Annotated in this window: 15 protein-coding genes; 8 read left to right on the top strand and 7 right to left on the bottom strand. The window is 59.0% G+C overall.

The window, feature by feature from the left end:
* Positions 1-65 precede the first annotated feature (65 nt).
* A complete protein-coding gene (locus V7773_RS10225; protein ID WP_336073279.1) occupies positions 66-1,163 on the top strand; it encodes an RHS repeat-associated core domain-containing protein in 1,098 nt (365 codons plus the stop codon).
* 158 nt (positions 1,164-1,321) lie between these two features.
* Complete coding sequence (locus V7773_RS10220; RefSeq protein WP_336073278.1) at positions 1,322-2,446, top strand: GNAT family N-acetyltransferase; 1,125 nt, start codon at positions 1,322-1,324, stop codon at positions 2,444-2,446.
* Positions 2,447-2,463: 17 nt separating this feature from the next.
* On the opposite strand, the gene aqpZ is transcribed toward V7773_RS10220, so the two are convergent.
* From aqpZ to V7773_RS10195, 5 genes are all read right to left on the bottom strand, one after another.
* A complete protein-coding gene (gene aqpZ, locus V7773_RS10215) occupies positions 2,464-3,153 on the bottom strand; it encodes an aquaporin Z (protein ID WP_092150831.1) in 690 nt (229 codons plus the stop codon).
* A 422-nt stretch (positions 3,154-3,575) separates the two neighbouring features.
* The gene (locus V7773_RS10210; RefSeq protein ID WP_336073277.1) at positions 3,576-5,408 is read right to left on the bottom strand and encodes an ABC transporter ATP-binding protein; all 1,833 of its coding nucleotides are present in this window, start codon (positions 5,406-5,408) and stop codon (positions 3,576-3,578) included.
* A gap of 85 nt (positions 5,409-5,493) precedes the next feature.
* Positions 5,494-6,057, bottom strand: a complete 564-nt coding sequence (locus V7773_RS10205; protein ID WP_336073275.1) for a peptidylprolyl isomerase — start codon at positions 6,055-6,057, stop codon at positions 5,494-5,496.
* 4 nt (positions 6,058-6,061) lie between these two features.
* Positions 6,062-6,865, bottom strand: a complete 804-nt coding sequence (locus V7773_RS10200; protein WP_336073274.1) for an alpha/beta fold hydrolase — start codon at positions 6,863-6,865, stop codon at positions 6,062-6,064.
* 14 nt (positions 6,866-6,879) lie between these two features.
* The gene (locus V7773_RS10195; RefSeq protein WP_060738713.1) at positions 6,880-7,803 is read right to left on the bottom strand and encodes a LysR family transcriptional regulator; all 924 of its coding nucleotides are present in this window, start codon (positions 7,801-7,803) and stop codon (positions 6,880-6,882) included.
* Positions 7,804-7,853: 50 nt separating this feature from the next.
* Here V7773_RS10195 and V7773_RS10190 point away from each other — a divergent pair, with 50 nt between their 5' ends.
* The 4 genes from V7773_RS10190 (at position 7,854) to V7773_RS10175 (ending at position 12,038) form a co-directional block, all read left to right on the top strand.
* Positions 7,854-8,168: a hypothetical protein gene (locus tag V7773_RS10190; protein WP_003198925.1), complete on the top strand. Its 315-nt coding sequence runs from the start codon at positions 7,854-7,856 to the stop codon at positions 8,166-8,168.
* A gap of 150 nt (positions 8,169-8,318) precedes the next feature.
* On the top strand, positions 8,319-8,918 hold the full coding sequence (locus tag V7773_RS10185) for an FMN-dependent NADH-azoreductase (RefSeq protein WP_072341417.1): 600 nt from the start codon (positions 8,319-8,321) through the stop codon (positions 8,916-8,918).
* A gap of 304 nt (positions 8,919-9,222) precedes the next feature.
* On the top strand, positions 9,223-11,091 hold the full coding sequence (locus V7773_RS10180) for an ATP-binding protein (protein WP_336073272.1): 1,869 nt from the start codon (positions 9,223-9,225) through the stop codon (positions 11,089-11,091).
* 80 nt (positions 11,092-11,171) lie between these two features.
* Positions 11,172-12,038, top strand: a complete 867-nt coding sequence (locus V7773_RS10175; RefSeq protein WP_336073271.1) for a carboxylate/amino acid/amine transporter — start codon at positions 11,172-11,174, stop codon at positions 12,036-12,038.
* 129 nt (positions 12,039-12,167) lie between these two features.
* Here the strand turns inward: V7773_RS10175 and V7773_RS10170 are convergent, their stop codons facing one another.
* Complete coding sequence (locus V7773_RS10170) at positions 12,168-13,466, bottom strand: mechanosensitive ion channel family protein (RefSeq protein WP_336073270.1); 1,299 nt, start codon at positions 13,464-13,466, stop codon at positions 12,168-12,170.
* 193 nt (positions 13,467-13,659) lie between these two features.
* On the opposite strand from V7773_RS10170, the gene V7773_RS10165 reads away from it, so the two are divergent.
* Positions 13,660-15,006 carry a DEAD/DEAH box helicase gene (locus V7773_RS10165; RefSeq protein WP_063322464.1) on the top strand — a complete coding sequence of 449 codons (1,347 nt, stop codon included), beginning with the start codon at positions 13,660-13,662 and terminating at the stop codon, positions 15,004-15,006.
* 227 nt (positions 15,007-15,233) lie between these two features.
* Entirely contained in the window at positions 15,234-15,395 is a 162-nt protein-coding gene (locus V7773_RS10160; RefSeq protein ID WP_170862028.1) for a hypothetical protein, read from the top strand.
* Positions 15,396-15,638: 243 nt separating this feature from the next.
* On the opposite strand, the gene V7773_RS10155 is transcribed toward V7773_RS10160, so the two are convergent.
* A complete protein-coding gene (locus tag V7773_RS10155) occupies positions 15,639-15,914 on the bottom strand; it encodes a hypothetical protein (protein ID WP_092150995.1) in 276 nt (91 codons plus the stop codon).
* Between the last annotated feature and the right edge of the window lie 286 nt (positions 15,915-16,200).

The following is a 16,200-nucleotide window of genomic DNA, read 5'->3' as shown; positions in this document are numbered from 1 at the left end:
TTTGCTTGTCGAAATGAAGGGCCCTGAGCGGCCCATGGCAATCAACGGTGAAGATGGAGAGCAACATGGCTGGTCCAGATAAAAAGGAGCAACTTTCATCCAATGAGTCCTCGCCTGAGGCCGATGCTTCGTCCGGCGAACCGGCTTTCAGCTTCCACTATGACGCGTTGGACACGTTGGCTGGGCGCAGTACTTCGAGCGGTAAAGAGCACCGGTTCTACCGCCACGATGAACTGGCGAACGAGATCCAGGAGGGCGTCAGCCGTACCTTCCTGAGGGCTGAGGGCATCGTGCTCGCCGAACAGCAGACCGGCGAGCGAACGCCCCGGTTGCTGGCGGGGGATGACAAGAACAGCGTGCTGGTTGAGGTCAGTCAGGATGCTATCCAGGCAGTCGCGTATTCAGCGTACGGTCATCGCGTGCATGACGCATCGGTGAGCAGCCCGCTGGGTTATAACGGCGAGCGACGGGAGACACAAACCGGCTGGTACCTGCTGGGCAATGGTTATCGAGTCTTCAATCCGCTGTTGATGAGGTTTCACAGTCCGGACAGCTTGAGTCCCTTCGGTGAGGGGGGATTGAATGCGTATATGTATTGTGTGGGGGATCCTATTAATAATGTGGATCCGACGGGGCGTAGTCCTTGGGGGTGGTTGCTTCGAAAAACTGGAACAACTACCGCATCTTCTATTGCGCAAAATCTTCGTCCGAATTTTGTCATCAATCCGCACAAAAATAGAGCGGCCTCGTTAAAGACTATCGGGCCTGAACACGTTAAAAATTTCAAAAAAGTTGGGGTTCTATATTACGAGGATGTTCAGGCAGTCGGAAAAAATCTAGACAAACTTATAGCCAGAAGAGCGCCTACTAAAGAGATAAAAGCTGTGAGAAAGGAATATAAGCGTCTAGATGCTTTAGCGAAATCAGCTGCTGATGATTTCCTTGAAGCTGAAAAGAATGAGGGGAAATTGGGAATCACTCGGTACAGCGCCAAGAAAATTAAAAATGAAGCAAAAGAATATAACGCAAGGCGGGCAGCTGAACGGAGAGCGAAGCGTCGTGCTTTTAAGGAGCAAAAAGTAAAAGATAAACAGCAGATGCAGATGCTAGCTGGCCAAATTCGCGATATTGAAAAGAGCTATTTGGGTGATGGTAACAGTTAACTACTGATCTATTTTAAGTGGGGTAGCAACGAAACCTGACGTTGCTATCCCATCTTGGATCGATTATTTAAAAGCCATGAAAACTGCTTTGCTCCTCGTCCTACTCAGTCCAGATGGGCGATACTCGCTCTGTCCGCGCTTGGATATCGAGGAACCGCATGCCGCTTCACGTCTTGGACAGCCTGTCCGCCATTGCACCGCAAGAATGGGACGCGCTGGTCCCCGCCAACCAACCATTCCTGCGCCACGCCTTCCTCAGCACCCTGGAAGACAGTGCCAGCCTCGGCCCGCAATCTGGCTGGCAGCCGGAGCATTTGCTGCACATCGAAGGCGGTCGTCTGCTGGCGGCCTTGCCCAGTTACCGCAAGTGGCATTCCTACGGTGAATACGTATTCGACCACGCCTGGGCCGATGCCTGCGCCCGGGCCGGGATCGAGTATTACCCGAAGTTGCTGACGGCGGTGCCGTTCAGTCCGGTCAGTGGCCCGCGACTGCTGGCGGCCCGTGGGGAGGATGGCCTGGAGCTGTTGGGCAGCCTGCCGGGTTATCTTGAGATCGAAGGGCTCTCCAGCGCCCACATCAATTTCACCGATGCCTTCACCGACGCTGCACTTGCCGGGCAAGACGGCTGGCTGCAGCGGATCGGCTGCCAGTATCACTGGCAAAATCGCGGTTATCGCGACTTCCAGGACTTTCTCGATGCCCTCAGTTCCCGCAAGCGCAAGCAGATGCGCAAGGAACGCGAACAAGTGGCGGGGCAGGGCATCGCGTTCGAATGGCTCGAAGGTCATCAGTTGGACGAGGCACAGTGGGACTTTGTCTACGCCTGTTACGCCAACACCTACGCGGTGCGGCGGCAGGCGCCGTACCTGACCCGGGCGTTCTTCAGCCTGCTGGCCGAGCGCATGCCCGAGGCCATTCGCGTGGTGCTGGCCAAGCAAGGTTCACGGCCGGTGGCGATGGCGTTCAGCCTGGTGGGCGGCGACAGTTTCTACGGGCGTTACTGGGGCTGCCTGGCGGAATTTGATCGCCTGCATTTCGAGACCTGTTTCTACCAGGGCATGGACTACGCGATTGCCCATGGCTTGCAGCGTTTCGATGCCGGGGCCCAGGGGGAGCACAAATTGATTCGGGGGTTCGAACCGGTGATTACCCGTTCGTGGCATTACCTGCGGCATCCGGGGTTGAAAGCGGCCGTGGCGGATTTCCTCGTGCGCGAGCAAGAGGGGGTGCTGGCCTATGCCGAAGAGGCGAAAACAGCACTGCCTTATCGGCAGTGCTGATTTTTCGCGGGTGTGACTCAGCTGTCTTCGTTGCCCAGCCAGCGGTAAGAGACACCACCAATGACAGCACCCAGCAGCGGTGCTACCCAGAACAGCCACAGTTGCTCGATGGCCCAGCCGCCGACGATCAGCGCCGGACCGGTACTGCGGGCCGGGTTGACTGAAGTGTTGGTGACCGGGATCGAGATCAGGTGAATGAGCGTCAGGGCCAGGCCGATGGCAATCGGTGCCAGCCCGGCCGGGGCACGTTTATCGGTGGCGCCGAGGATGATCAGGATGAACATTGCCGTCATGACCAGCTCGGTCACAAAACCGGCCGCCAACGAATACCCACCGGGTGAATGCTCGCCGTAACCGTTCGACGCCAGGCCGGACGCGGTCAGGTCAAAGCCTTCCTTGCCGCTGGCGATGAAGTAGATCAGCGCCGCGGCCAGCACACCACCGATGACCTGGGCGATGATGTAGGCCGGCAATTCCCTGGCCGGAAACCGCCCGCCCACGTACAAACCCACCGACACGGCCGGGTTCAGGTGGCAGCCGGAGATATGACCGATGGCGAACGCCATGGTCAACACCGTCAGGCCGAATGCCAGGGCAACCCCCAGCACGCCAATCCCGGAGGCGGCCAATACCGCGCTGCCGCAGCCGCCCAACACCAGCCAGAACGTACCCAACAACTCAGTCGTTGAACGTTTGAGTAAAGACATAAGCATCCTTGAAAAAACAGTCGTGATAATCGGTTATGCATCCTGCAGCATTACGACAGGCTCATCTCCAGAACCTGGGCTGAGTACAGCAGGGTTTATCGACAAATCCAGCGGCACAAAAAAACCGCCAGAGTCATGGACTGGGGCGGTTTTGGCCGTGGTCGGCGGGGAGTATGTCGTTGCTATATGGGCTAAATGGATTCTGGACAGATTTTTTCAGAAAGGCCTTGGGGCTGCACTGGCCCTACTGTTTAAGCAAAGACCCTGTGGCGAGGGAGCTTGCTCCCGCTGGGGTGCGAAGCGCCCCTCCAATCTGAGCCTCAACGCAATAAATAGGTTGGACGCTCAGCCTTATTGGGGCTGCTTCGCACCCCAGCGGGAGCAAGCTCCCTCGCCACAGGGTTCGGTGGTGTCTGGTTGATTCAGTCGATCCCCACGAACCCACCCGTCTGGTGCTGCCACAACCGCGCATACAACCCACCCTGGGCCAGCAGTTCGGCATGGCTGCCGGTTTCGGCGATGCGGCCATTTTCCAGCACCACCAATCGGTCCATCCGGGCGATGGTCGAGAGGCGGTGGGCTATGGCGATCACGGTCTTGCCTTGCATCAGGGTCTCGAGGCTTTCCTGGATCGCCGCTTCGACTTCCGAGTCCAGTGCTGACGTCGCTTCGTCCATGATCAGGATCGGCGCGTCCTTGAGCAGCACCCGGGCAATGGCGATGCGCTGGCGCTGGCCGCCGGACAGCTTCACGCCGCGCTCACCCACATGGGCGTCGAAACCGGTACGACCTTCGGCATCCGACAACAATGGAATGAACTCATCGGCCCGGGCCTTGCGCACGGCTTCCCAGAGTTGCGCATCGGTGGCGTCTGGCTTGCCGTAGAGCAGATTCTCGCGAATCGATCGATGCAGCAGCGAGGTGTCCTGGGTGATCATGCCGATGCGCTCGCGCAAGCTTTCCTGGCCGACCTCGGCGATGTCCTGGCCGTCGATGAGGATGCGCCCGCCTTGCACGTCATAAAGACGCAGCAGCAGGTTGACCAAGGTGGATTTACCCGCGCCGGACGGGCCGATCAGGCCGATTTTTTCCCCGGGCTTGATGATCAGGTTGAGGTCGCCGATCACGCCGCTTTTCTTGCCATAGTGGAAATCCACGTGCTCGAAACGCACCTCGCCGCGAGCGACCGCCAGGGGCTTGGCCTGGTCGCGGTCGGTGACGCTGACTGGCTGGGCGATGGTCTGCAGGCCGTCCTGGACCATGCCGATGTTCTCGAAGATGCCGTTGACCACCCACATGATCCAACCGGACATGTTGACGATGCGGATCACCAGCCCGGTCGCCAGGGCAATGGCGCCGACGCTGATCAGCGATTGAGTCCAGAGCCACAGCGCCAGCCCGGTGGTGCCGACGATCAGCAGCCCGTTCATGCCGGTGATGACCACGTCCATGCTGGTCACCACGCGACCGGCCAACTGGGCTTTTTCGGTCTGCTCCTGGATGGCTTCGCGGGCGTACTGCTGCTCGAAGTTGGTGTGGGCGAACAGCTTGAGGGTGGTGATGTTGGTGTAGCCATCGACGATCCGGCCCATGAGCTTGGAGCGGGCATCGGACGACACCACCGAGCGCTCCTTGACCCTTGGCACGAAGTAACAGAGTGCGCCGATGTAGGCGGCGATCCACATCAGCAGCGGAATCATCAGGCGCCAGTCGGCTTCGGCGAACAGCACCAGGGAACTGATGGCGTAGATCAGCACGTGCCACAGGGCGTCCACGGCTTGTACCGCCGAGTCGCGCAGGGAGTTGCCGGTCTGCATGATGCGCTGGGCGATGCGCCCGGCGAAATCGTTCTGGAAGAAATTCAGGCTCTGCTTGAGCACGTAGCTGTGGTTCTGCCAGCGGATCAGGCTGGTCATGCCGGGGCTCAGGGTCTGGTGCACCAGCAGGTCATGCAGGGCCACGAAGATCGGCCGAAAGACCAGCGCCACCACCGCCATCCAGGCCAGTTCCAGGCCATGGACCTTGAAGAAGTCCACATTCGGCGTGCCCTGGGTCAGGTCGATGATGCGGCTCAGGTAGCTGAACAGTGCCACTTCGATCAGCGCGCCGATCAGGCCCACCACCAGCAGCACGACGAAGCTGGGCCAGACCTGTTTCAGGTAATAGGTGTAGAAGGGCAGGACGCGGTTCGGCGGGGCCGAGCTCGGGGCGTCGCGGAAGATATCGATCAGTGTTTCGAAACGGCGAAAAACCATCTGTAAATGCCCTGGCAGGGGCTCTCCTTTTTGCTAATGGGCGGTGCGGGATGACCCGCGCCGCCCAGGCTTGCCGTGTGCCGCTTCAGTCGATGCGCTTGGCCGACTTGATGAGCACAGGGTCGATCGGCACGTTTTGCATGCCTTGTTTGGTCGTGGTCTGGGAGTTGACGATGATGTCCACCACGTCCATGCCCTTGACCACCTTGGCGAACACTGCGTAACCGGCGTCACGGCCCGGATCGAGGAAGGCGTTGTCGGCCACGTTGATGAAGAACTGGCTGGTGGCCGAGTCCGGGTTGGATGTGCGGGCCATCGACAAGGTGCCACGAACGTTGTGCAGGCCATTGCTGGCTTCGTTCTTGATTGGGGCCTTGGTGTCTTTTTGCTGCATCTGTGCAGTGAAGCCGCCGCCCTGGGCCATGAAACCCGGGATCACTCGGTGGAAAATCGTATTGGTGTAGAAGCCACTGTCCACGTACTCAAGGAAGTTCTTGGTGCTGATGGGGGCCTTGACCGGGTCCAGTTCGATTTCGATCTGGCCGTTGGTGGTTTCCAGCAATACATGGGGTGCCTTGGCGGGAGTCGCAGCCATCAGGTTGGCGGCAAACAATACGGTGCCGGCGGCAAGGGCGATTTTTTTCAGCATGGGGTCAGTGATCCTGAGTGGTGGAATCGGTTGCGGTCAAAAAGTCGAGCAGGGTTTGGTTGAAGCGTTCGGGTTGATCCAGCGGGGTGGCGTGCCGCGAATCGGCGATGACCACCAGCCGTGCATCGGGCAGTAGCCTGACGTAGGCTTCTTTCAGTGCCACCGGGGTGTAGTCATGGTCGGCGCAAATGACCAGGGTTGGACAGGCGACCTGCGACAGTCGTTCCTGCACGCCCCATCCCACGATCGCATCGAAGCTGGCGAGATAAGCACGTTTGTCGTTCTTTGCCCAGCGCCGAGCCATTTCCAGGCGTAACTCGGTTTGTTCGGGCTTGGGGAATAACTTGGCGCCGAGGGCCTTGCCGATGGTCTCCAGGCTGAGGATGCGCATCAGGCTCCAGCGCTTGAACCATTGCCAGCAGTCATCGGGCGTGCGGACTTTGACTTCGGGAGCACTGTTGACGATGCACAGGCTCCTGACCAGGTTGGGTTGGTCCACCGCCAGCTGAAAGCAGATCATGCCGCCCATGGACCAACCCACCAGATGCACCGGGCCGAGGTCCAGGTGTTCGATCAGGGCGACCAGGTCGGCGCTGAACCCTTCGATGCTGTAGCGCTCGCGCGGCTTGTCGGAGCGACCGTGGCCGCGCACATCCGCCACGATCAGGTGGTAGCGGGCGGACAGCACCGGGATCTGCTTTTCCCAGTCGCGGGTGCTCGAGCCCAGGCCGTGGACCAGCAGCAAAGGCGTACCGTGGCCGTATTCCTCATAGTGCAGGTTGCAACCTTCATGTTCAAAATAGGCCATCGGCGAAGTCCTTGTCAGGCTTGTTCAGGGGCGGCGAACGGCGCATCCAGCGGCGCGGTGTCGAAGGTGCGCAGCAATTCGATCAGGATCTGCGTGGCCGGGCCCAGGGGTTTTTCCTTGTTTGAGAAAAGATAGAAGGTCGAGTTGCGGCTGCCTCCCTGTTCCAAGGGTAGACGCTTGAGCACGCCTTCCTTGAGTTCCCGTTCGATCATGTGCCGGGGCAGCCAGGCGAAGCCCAGGCCGCTGCCGACAAAACTCGCGGCGGTGGCCAGGCTGCCCACGGTCCAGCGCTGCTCGGCGCCGAGCCAGCCGACGTCGCGGGGCTGTTGGCGGCCGGAGTCGCGGATGACCACTTGCAACTGGCTTTCCAGGTCCTGGAAGTTCAGCTCGCGGTTGAGGCGGTGCAGGGCATGCTCGGGATGGGCCACCGCGATGAACTCCACGTCGCTCAACTCCGCCCCCAAGTAACCGGGAATGCTGAAGCCGCTGATGGCCAGGTCGGCCACGCCTTCGAGCAGCACTTCTTCGACACCCGACAACACTTCTTCGCGCAGCCGCACCCGGCAGCCACGGCTTTGTGGCATGAACGCCGTCAAGGCGCGAACGAGGCGGGCGTTGGGGTAGGCCGCGTCGACCACCAGGCGCACTTCCGCTTCCCAGCCTTGCTCCATGTGGTGGGCCAGGTCTTCCAGTTGGCTGGCCTGTTTCACCAGTTGCCGGGAACGGCGCAGCAGTACGCCGCCGGCTTCGGTCAGCACGGCCTTGCGCCCATCGATGCGCAGCAACGGTACGCCGAGCTGATCCTGCATGCGGGCCACGGTGTAGCTCACTGACGACTGGGAGCGATGCAGCACTTCAGCGGCCTGGGCGAAGCCGCCGTGGTCGACCACGGCCTGCAAGGTGCGCCATTGATCAAGGGTTACGCGGGGCGCTTTCATATCGAGCTCCTCTTGTCCTAAGCTGGCAGTCCCTTGGTGGAGACTGCCGAATGAAGAAAATCTGTTGTGTGGTGCTGGCCTTGCTGCCACTGACTGCGTTTGCCTACCCGATCGATGTGGAAAAACACCTCAACGGCCTGAGCATCGACTACAACGCCTATGACACCGATGCCGATATCGGTTCCATCCAGGTCAACAACTACGGCAGCACCGACGCGGCTTGTACCGTGGTCTTCAGCAATGGCCCGGAAGCACCTCGCACCCGCAAGATCGAAGTCGCCGCCGGCAAGTTCAAGAACGCCACGGCCAAGTTCAACCGCAACATCATCAAGCTGCGCATCAAGCTGACCTGTCAGCCGAAATAGCCCGGGAGTGGGGCAGGCAATATTGCTTGCTCCGCTTATAAACGAATTTATCGATGCTTTACAGCAGTTATTTGCGCTTTTTCATCGATATGATCGCGTTTAACCTTCATTCCATCGACTGACAACATTCTCAGATGGAGCCTACAAGCCATGTCCCGCGTTCTGATCATCGAAAGCAGTGCCCGCCAGCAAGACTCGGTGTCCCGTCAACTGACCCAGACCTTTATCAGCCAGTGGAAAGCGGCACACCCGGCCGACGAAATCAGCGTTCGCGACCTGGCCGTCAATCCGGTGCCGCACCTGGATGCCAATCTGCTGGGTGGCTGGATGAAGCCGGCCGAGCAGCGCAGCGACGTTGAAAACGCCTCGCTGGAGCGCTCCAACCAACTGACCGATGAACTGCTGGCCGCCGATGTGCTGGTAATGGCTGCACCGATGTACAACTTCGCCATTCCCAGCACCCTGAAAGCCTGGCTCGACCATGTGCTGCGTGCCGGCGTGACGTTCAAATACACCCCCACCGGCCCTCAAGGCCTGCTGGCCGACAAGCGCGCCTTCGTGCTGACCGCCCGTGGCGGCATTCACGCCGGCGGCAGCACTGACCATCAAGAACCCTACTTGCGCCAGGTCATGGGCTTCATCGGGATCCACGACGTGACCTTCATCCATGCCGAAGGCATGAACCTGGGCGGCGACTTCCAGGAGAAGGGCCTGAATCAGGCCAACGCCAAACTGTCCCAGGTCGCCTGATCCGTTAATCCTCGGATAATCGCCAGGTGGTCTAGTGGCCTGGCGCTTCCCTTCAAATCGTTTTGCGCATCGAACCTCCCTTTGCACTTATTGCTCCTGAGTGCATCAGCCCGATTGAACGCTTTAGCGAGATCGGGCTTTTTTTTTGGGGGGAAATAGAAATAACCACTACCTCACATGAACGGCCCCTCAAGCTTTTGAGGGCTGGGAGATAGGCAGGCGGCAAACTCACTCGGATTGGGCAAGTCTGTCGACGTCTGGCTGTGGTAATTTATGCGCCGATTTACAGTAGGGAGGCTGTGATATGTTAAAAATCAAACGGCAAACATGGGCCTTATTTCTAGCCTATCTCATAGGGGCAGGTGGCTATATCTACTACCTCTATGTCGAGACGCAAAGCGTCCTTACTGACAACATTAATAATAAATTGCTGCATGCCGCGCTGGGGGCTTCGGCGATCCTCGGCGACCGTTACCATGACAATCTGGTCGATAAGCAATCCAAATCGCAAGCGCAGGACTGGGATACCATTCAGCGCCTCTCCGGCTTCAACGAGTCCATGGGCACTGCGTTTGTCTATAGCGTGATCAAGCGAGGTGCAAAGGCCTACCTGGTCAGTTCCAGCGCATCGAAAGAAGAAATTCAAGAGCAGAATTTCGTGCGTTTTTTCGATCCTTATCCCGATGCCAGCCAGGCTTTACTCGATAGTTTTGAGCGTACCGAGCCAACCTGGATCGACTACTCGGATCATTGGGGTGATTTTCGCGCGGTCTTTGTCCCCTTAAAATCACAAGACGGTACGGTGTATGTTGTCGGGGCGGAAGTTACCTTGGCGGACTACTACCAACAACTTAATCATGACTCGCTGTACCACATCATCCTGGCCATCCTGGTATTTCTCGCTTTCCTCCTTTTACGCATGCGCGCTCATCTTCAGCAACTGCGAGTCAATGAGCAGGTATTGAATCAGGCTAAAAATGCCGCCGAAGACGCTGATCGTTCAAAAACCAGCTTTCTGGCAACCATGAGTCATGAAATTCGCACCCCGATGTACGGTGTCATTGGCGCGACCGAATTATTGGCCCGGTCCGCCCTGGATCCCGAGCAACGCCGTCTTCTCACAACGATTCATTCCAGTGGACGGACCCTGCTGTCTCTTATCGATAACATTCTCGATCTCGCCAAAATCGAAGCGGGCAAACTTGAATTGAAACCTCGTGTTTTCGAAGTGAGAGCACTGGTTTCATCCTGTATGGAACTCATCCGGCAAAATATCCAGGACAAACCCATCGTGCTGGAGGCGCAGTTTTCCCCAGACGTACCGCCTTTGGTCAAGACCGATATGGATTGCCTTCGCCAGATATTGATCAACTTGCTGGGCAATGCGGTCAAATTTACCGAAGCCGGAAAAATATCGCTCCTGGTCACCACCAGCGGTTACGGCTCTCAAGCGTGGCTCGACTTCTCCATACGCGATACCGGCATCGGTATCCCCACGGAACGGCAAGACAATCTGTTCAAACCCTTTGTCCAGTTTAAAGGGGCGGCTAGCCAACGCTTCACTGGGAGCGGGTTGGGTCTTTCTATCTGCAAGAACCTGCTCGAGGCGCAGCAGGGGACTTTAACGTTCACCAGTCAGCCAGGTTTAGGCTCGACATTCTCCTTCTCTCTGCCCTTGGCGCTTTTTTCAGTCTCGGAAATACCCATCAAGGATGATCATGTGGCGGTTGGCTTCGACTCGTCTTTTGCCGAGGATTATCCGCTCGATATCCTTCTGGTGGAGAACCATCCGGTGAGTCAGAAAGTGGCCATGGCGATGCTACAAGAGTTGGGTTATACACCCGACCTTGCGTCAGATGGCCTGGAAGCGGTCAATCGTTGCATGGCTTCGACGCCAGAGATCATTCTGATGGATATCAACATGCCCGTGATGGATGGGATGGAGGCTGTGCGTAGAATTCGCGAGTTACCCCAGGGCGATACTTGCTACATCGTTGCTTTCACCGCGAGTGTTTTTTCCAGCGAGATAGAGCGTTTCAGGGCCGCGGGTGCCGATGACGTCCTGACCAAACCGGCAAACTTCCAGGCGCTGACCCGAGTGCTCCAGCGTGCCGCCAGCCATCGGCACCAGCGTCAGGCCACTCCTTGGGTCGTGGATGAATTTTCAAGTTAGTGGAGTATTTGTGGGGGCGAGCAAGCTCGCTCCCACCGTTCAAAAGCGCTATCTTCGCCGCCATTCGAAACGAGGGCGGTATGGGCTATCTACTTTTTGTGACATTGATCCAGGCGTTTTCCTTCAGCCTGATCGGCGAGTACCTGGCTGGGCATGTGGACAGTTATTTCGCGGTGCTGGTGCGGGTGTTGCTGGCCGGGCTGGTGTTCATTCCACTGACGCGCTGGCGCCAGGTGGAGCCGGCGTTCATGCGCGGCATGTTGTTGATCGGTGCCTTGCAGTTTGGCGTGACCTACGTCTGCCTGTATCTGAGCTTCCGAGTGCTGACGGTGCCCGAGGTGCTGCTTTTCACCATCCTGACGCCCCTGCACGTGACCTTGATCGAAGACGCGCTGAACCGTCGCTTCAACCCCTGGGCGCTGATCGCGGCGCTGGTGGCCGTGGCGGGGGCGGCGGTGATTCGCTACGACCGGATCAACCCGGATTTCTTCATGGGCTTCTTGCTGCTGCAACTGGCCAACTTCACCTATGCAGCCGGGCAGGTGCTGTACAAGCATCTGGTGGCCCGCCACCCGAGCGATCTGCCGCACTACCGGCGCTTCGGTTATTTCTATCTCGGTGCGCTGATGGTGGCGTTGCCGGCTTTCCTGCTGTTCGGCAAGGCCAACTTCTGGCCTGAAGCGCCGCTGCAATGGGGCGTGTTGGTGTTCCTCGGCCTGGTCTCCACCGCGCTGGGGCTGTACTGGTGGAACAAAGGCGCGTGCCTGGTCAATGGCGGGACGCTGGCGGTGATGAACAACCTGCATGTGCCGGTGGGGCTGCTGGTGAACCTGTTGATCTGGAACCAGCACGAGGCGTTGGGGCGGTTACTGTTGGGGGGATCGGTGATATTGGCGGCGGTGTGGATCAGTCGGTTGGGGATACGCCAACCTCAGCCTTCACACTGATCCCCTTGTGGGAGCGAGCTTGCTCGCGATGGCGGAGCATCAGTCAGCATCTATGTTTCTGACACACCGCTATCGCGAGCAAGCTCGCTCCCACATTAGGGGATCTACCACAGGGGATCTGTGGTGGTTTCAGATCACCTGCTTCTGCGGCTCCGGCAGGTGGCTTGCCCCCAGCACCGCCGGCAACAACCCTGAACGCAAATCCGTGCCGCTGGGCTGCTGATACAGGTTCAACCCAAACTCCGGCATCACCGCCAGCAGGTAATCGAAAATATCCCCCTGGATACGCTCGTAGTCGGTCCACGCGGTGGTGCGGGTGAAGCAGTAGATTTCCAGCGGGATGCCTTGGGCGGTGGTCTGCAACTGCCGGACCATGCAGGTCATGTTCGGCTGGATCTCCGCGTGGCTTTTCAAATACGCCAGTGCATAAGCGCGGAAGGTGCCCAGGTTGGTCATCCGCCGACGGTTGGCCGACATCGCCGCGACGTTGCCCTGGGCCTCGTTCCAGGCCTTGAGTTCGGCCTGCTTGCGGCCGATGTAGTCGGTCAGCAGGCGCACCTGGGTCAGGCGTTGTTCTTCCTCGTCATGCAGGAAACGCACGCCGCTGGCGTCGATGAACAGGCTGCGCTTGATCCGCCGCCCGCCGGATTGCTGCATGCCACGCCAGTTCTTGAACGACTCGGACATCAGCCGCCAGGTTGGGATCGAGACGATGGTCTTGTCGAAATTCTGCACCTTGACCGTGTGCAGCGTGATGTCCACCACATCACCGTCGGCGCCGACCTGGGGCATCTCGATCCAGTCGCCGACCCGCAACATGTCGTTGCTGGTCAGCTGCACGCTGGCGACGAACGACAGCAGGGTGTCCTTGTAGACCAGCAGGATCACCGCCGACATCGCTCCCAGGCCCGACAGCAGTAACAGCGGCGAACGGTCGATCAGGGTGGCGACGATGATGATTGCGCCGAATACATACAACACCATCTTCGTCAGTTGCACATAGCCTTTGATCGAGCGGGTACGGGCGTGCTCGGTGCGCGCATAGACGTCCAGCAGGGCGCTGAGCAAGGCACTGAGAGCCAGCACCAGGAACAAAATGGTGAAAGCCAGGGCGACATTGCCGAGGAAAATCAGGCTGGTCTTGCTCAGTTCCGGCACCAGGTGCAGGCCGAACTGGATGATCAGCGACGGCGTCATTTGCGCCAGGCGATGGAAGACCTTGTTCTGGCGCAGGTCGTTGACCCAGTTCAAGGCTGGTTGGCGCCCCAGCAACTTGGCGGCGTGCAGGATCAGGTAGCGCGCCACACGGCCAAGCACCAGGGCGATGACCAGCAGCAACATCAGGGCGAGGCTGGAATGCAGGAGCGGGTGCTGGTCAAGGGCACCCCAGAGGTCTTGGAGGTTGACCCAGAGTTGTTTGATGTCCATGGACGAAACGGTTCTTCTATAAAGACGCGACGGGACGATTAGAGCATTTAAGCCCGGTCAAGTGACCGTTGATGCAATAACGGCTGATAAAAATGCACTGATTTGCCGCCGTTTGTATAAAGAAACTCGGCCTTCGCGCTCGAAACCGTTACCCTATGCAGCTGTTTTTTTGCATTTCTTCGAGGTAGCACCCGTGTTTTCCCAATTCGCCCTGCACGAACGCCTGCTCAAAGCCGTGGCCGAGCTTAAATTTGTCGAGCCAACGCCGGTGCAGGCAGCGGCTATTCCGCTCGCGCTCCAGGGGCGTGACCTGCGGGTGACGGCGCAAACCGGCAGCGGCAAGACCGCCGCGTTCGTGCTGCCGATCCTCAACCGCCTGATCGGCCCGGCCAAGGTCCGCGTCAGCATCAAGACCCTGATCCTGCTGCCGACCCGTGAGCTGGCCCAGCAAACCCTGAAGGAAGTGGAGCGCTTCTCGCAGTTCACCTTCATCAAGTCCGGCCTGATCACCGGCGGCGAAGACTTCAAGGTCCAGGCCGCCATGCTGCGCAAGGTGCCGGACATCCTGATCGGCACGCCGGGGCGGATGATCGAGCAACTGAACGCCGGCAACCTTGACCTCAAGGAAGTCGAAGTGCTGGTGCTGGACGAAGCCGACCGCATGCTGGACATGGGTTTTGCCGAAGACGTGCAGCGTCTGGTGGACGAATGCGTCAATCGCCAGCAGACCATGCTGTTCTCCGCCACCACTGGCGGCTCGGGCCTGCGCGAGATGATTGCCAAGGTGCTGAACAACCCTGAGCACTTGCAGCTCAACGCGGTCAGCCAACTGAACTCCACCACCCGCCAGCAGATCATCACTGCTGATCACAACCAGCACAAAGAACAGATCGTGAACTGGTTGCTGGCCAACGAAACCTACGAAAAAGCCATCGTATTCACTAACACCCGGGCCATGGCCGACCGCATCTACGGTCGCCTGGTGGCTCAGGAATACAAAGCGTTCGTGCTGCACGGCGAGAAAGACCAGAAGGACCGCAAGCTGGCCATCGACCGCCTCAAGCAGGGCGGCGTGAAAATCCTCGTCGCCACCGACGTCGCCGCCCGCGGCCTGGACGTGGAAGGCCTGGACATGGTCATCAACTTCGACATGCCCCGCAGCGGCGACGAATACGTGCACCGCATCGGTCGTACCGGCCGCGCCGGCAACGACGGCCTGGCGATCTCGTTGATCTGCCATGGCGACTGGAACCTGATGTCGAGCATCGAGCGCTACCTCAAGCAGAGCTTCGAGCGCCGCACCATCAAGGAAGTCAAAGGCACCTACGGCGGACCGAAGAAGGTCAAGGCCTCGGGCAAGGCCGTTGGCGTGAAGAAGAAAAAGGTCGACGCCAAGGGCGACAAGAAGAAAACCGGCGCCAAGGCCCCGACCAAGCGCAAGACCGCCAACCGCCCGAAGGCCGACGCCCCGTCGCTGGTCAGCAAGGACGGCATGGCCCCGCTCAAGCGCCGCAAGCCAGAAGCGCCTGCGGCTGAGTGAAGCGGCGCTAGTGCCTCATGAAAAACCGGACCCAAGGTCCGGTTTTTTATGGGTGAAACTCGACCTTAAGTTCGATGCAGAACCTGTGGCGAGGGAGCTTGCTCCCGCTGGGCTGCGCAGCAGCCCCAAAGTTGCGTGTTCACCCATTATTGCGCGGTGAGACTTGTTTTTGGGGGGGCGCTTCGCACCCCAGCGGGAGCAAGCTCCCTCGCCACAAAAGCGAAGCGGTGCTCAGACTAGGGCACTCACCCAGCTTTCTTTTCTGCGCCAAGGCCCCGACCAAGCGCAAGACCGCCAACCGCCCGAAGGCCGACGCCCCGTCGCTGGTCAGCAAGGACGGCATGGCCCCGCTCAAGCGCCGCAAGCCAGAAGCGCCTGCGGCTGAGTGAAGCGGCGCTAGTGCCTCATGAAAAACCGGACCCAAGGTCCGGTTTTTCATGGGTGAAACTCGACCTTAAGTTCGATGCAGAACCTGTGGCGAGGGAGCTTGCTCCCGCTGGGCTGCGCAGCAGCCCCAAAGTTGCGTGTTCACCCATTATTGCGCGGTGAGACTTGTTTTTGGGGGGCGCTTCGCACCCCAGCGGGAGCAAGCTCCTCGCCACAAAAGCGAAGCGGTGCTCAGACTAGGGCACTCACCCGGCCTTCTTCTCCGCATCCTTCAACTCTTGCAGACGCTTATCGATCAACTGGCACTTGTCCGGCACATCCTTGCTGGCAGTCTCCAGGTCCATGGCCTGCAACTCGTCGTTGATTTCCTTGGCCTTGGCCGGGTTCTGTTCGGTGAGCTTGGTCACTTCATTTGCCAATTGTTCGCGCTTGGCGGTCGCTTGCTCTGGCGTGCAAGTGGCCCAGGCGGGCAGGGCGCAGGTGAGGGTGGCTGCGAGGGTGAGTTTCAAGAGGGTTTTCATGGCTGGGCCTCATATTCCTTGTTGGGCAGGTAATGGGTTGAGGCCGGTATTGGGTGGAAAGTTCATTAGCCGCCATGCTGGCTGCCGCTTGGCAGGGTGCCTTTTTTCAGAATTTCCCTAGCCGATATTAAACCGTCGTCTACCATGGAGAAAGGCGACTGGTAGCCCTATGCCTGCAACGCCGGGTCGCTGCTTCACACAGGATGTAAGTGCTTTATTAGCTAGGAGGCTAACAATATGTCTGTCGCAATGCAGTCAATGACTTCCAAAACATCCAGTTCAGCTC

It is taken from the genome of Pseudomonas sp. 3JA (genome assembly GCF_036961705.1).
GTDB lineage: Bacteria > Pseudomonadota > Gammaproteobacteria > Pseudomonadales > Pseudomonadaceae > Aquipseudomonas > Aquipseudomonas fluorescens_Q.
Note: the sequence above shows the minus strand (reverse complement) of the source record. Positions and strands in the feature narration are given on the sequence as shown.

Bases quoted from the DNA above. Each gene is read 5' to 3' on its own strand.
- V7773_RS10225 (WP_336073279.1), top strand. From the start codon at position 66: ATGGCTGGTCCAGATAAAAAGGAGCAACTTTCATCCAATGAGTCCTCG.
- V7773_RS10220 (WP_336073278.1), top strand. From the start codon at position 1,322: ATGCCGCTTCACGTCTTGGACAGCCTGTCCGCCATTGCACCGCAAGAA.
- aqpZ (WP_092150831.1), bottom strand. From the start codon at position 3,153: ATGTCTTTACTCAAACGTTCAACGACTGAGTTGTTGGGTACGTTCTGG.
- V7773_RS10210 (WP_336073277.1), bottom strand. From the start codon at position 5,408: ATGGTTTTTCGCCGTTTCGAAACACTGATCGATATCTTCCGCGACGCC.
- V7773_RS10205 (WP_336073275.1), bottom strand. From the start codon at position 6,057: ATGCTGAAAAAAATCGCCCTTGCCGCCGGCACCGTATTGTTTGCCGCC.
- V7773_RS10200 (WP_336073274.1), bottom strand. From the start codon at position 6,865: ATGGCCTATTTTGAACATGAAGGTTGCAACCTGCACTATGAGGAATAC.
- V7773_RS10195 (WP_060738713.1), bottom strand. From the start codon at position 7,803: ATGAAAGCGCCCCGCGTAACCCTTGATCAATGGCGCACCTTGCAGGCC.
- V7773_RS10190 (WP_003198925.1), top strand. From the start codon at position 7,854: ATGAAGAAAATCTGTTGTGTGGTGCTGGCCTTGCTGCCACTGACTGCG.
- V7773_RS10185 (WP_072341417.1), top strand. From the start codon at position 8,319: ATGTCCCGCGTTCTGATCATCGAAAGCAGTGCCCGCCAGCAAGACTCG.
- V7773_RS10180 (WP_336073272.1), top strand. From the start codon at position 9,223: ATGTTAAAAATCAAACGGCAAACATGGGCCTTATTTCTAGCCTATCTC.
- V7773_RS10175 (WP_336073271.1), top strand. From the start codon at position 11,172: ATGGGCTATCTACTTTTTGTGACATTGATCCAGGCGTTTTCCTTCAGC.
- V7773_RS10170 (WP_336073270.1), bottom strand. From the start codon at position 13,466: ATGGACATCAAACAACTCTGGGTCAACCTCCAAGACCTCTGGGGTGCC.
- V7773_RS10155 (WP_092150995.1), bottom strand. From the start codon at position 15,914: ATGAAAACCCTCTTGAAACTCACCCTCGCAGCCACCCTCACCTGCGCC.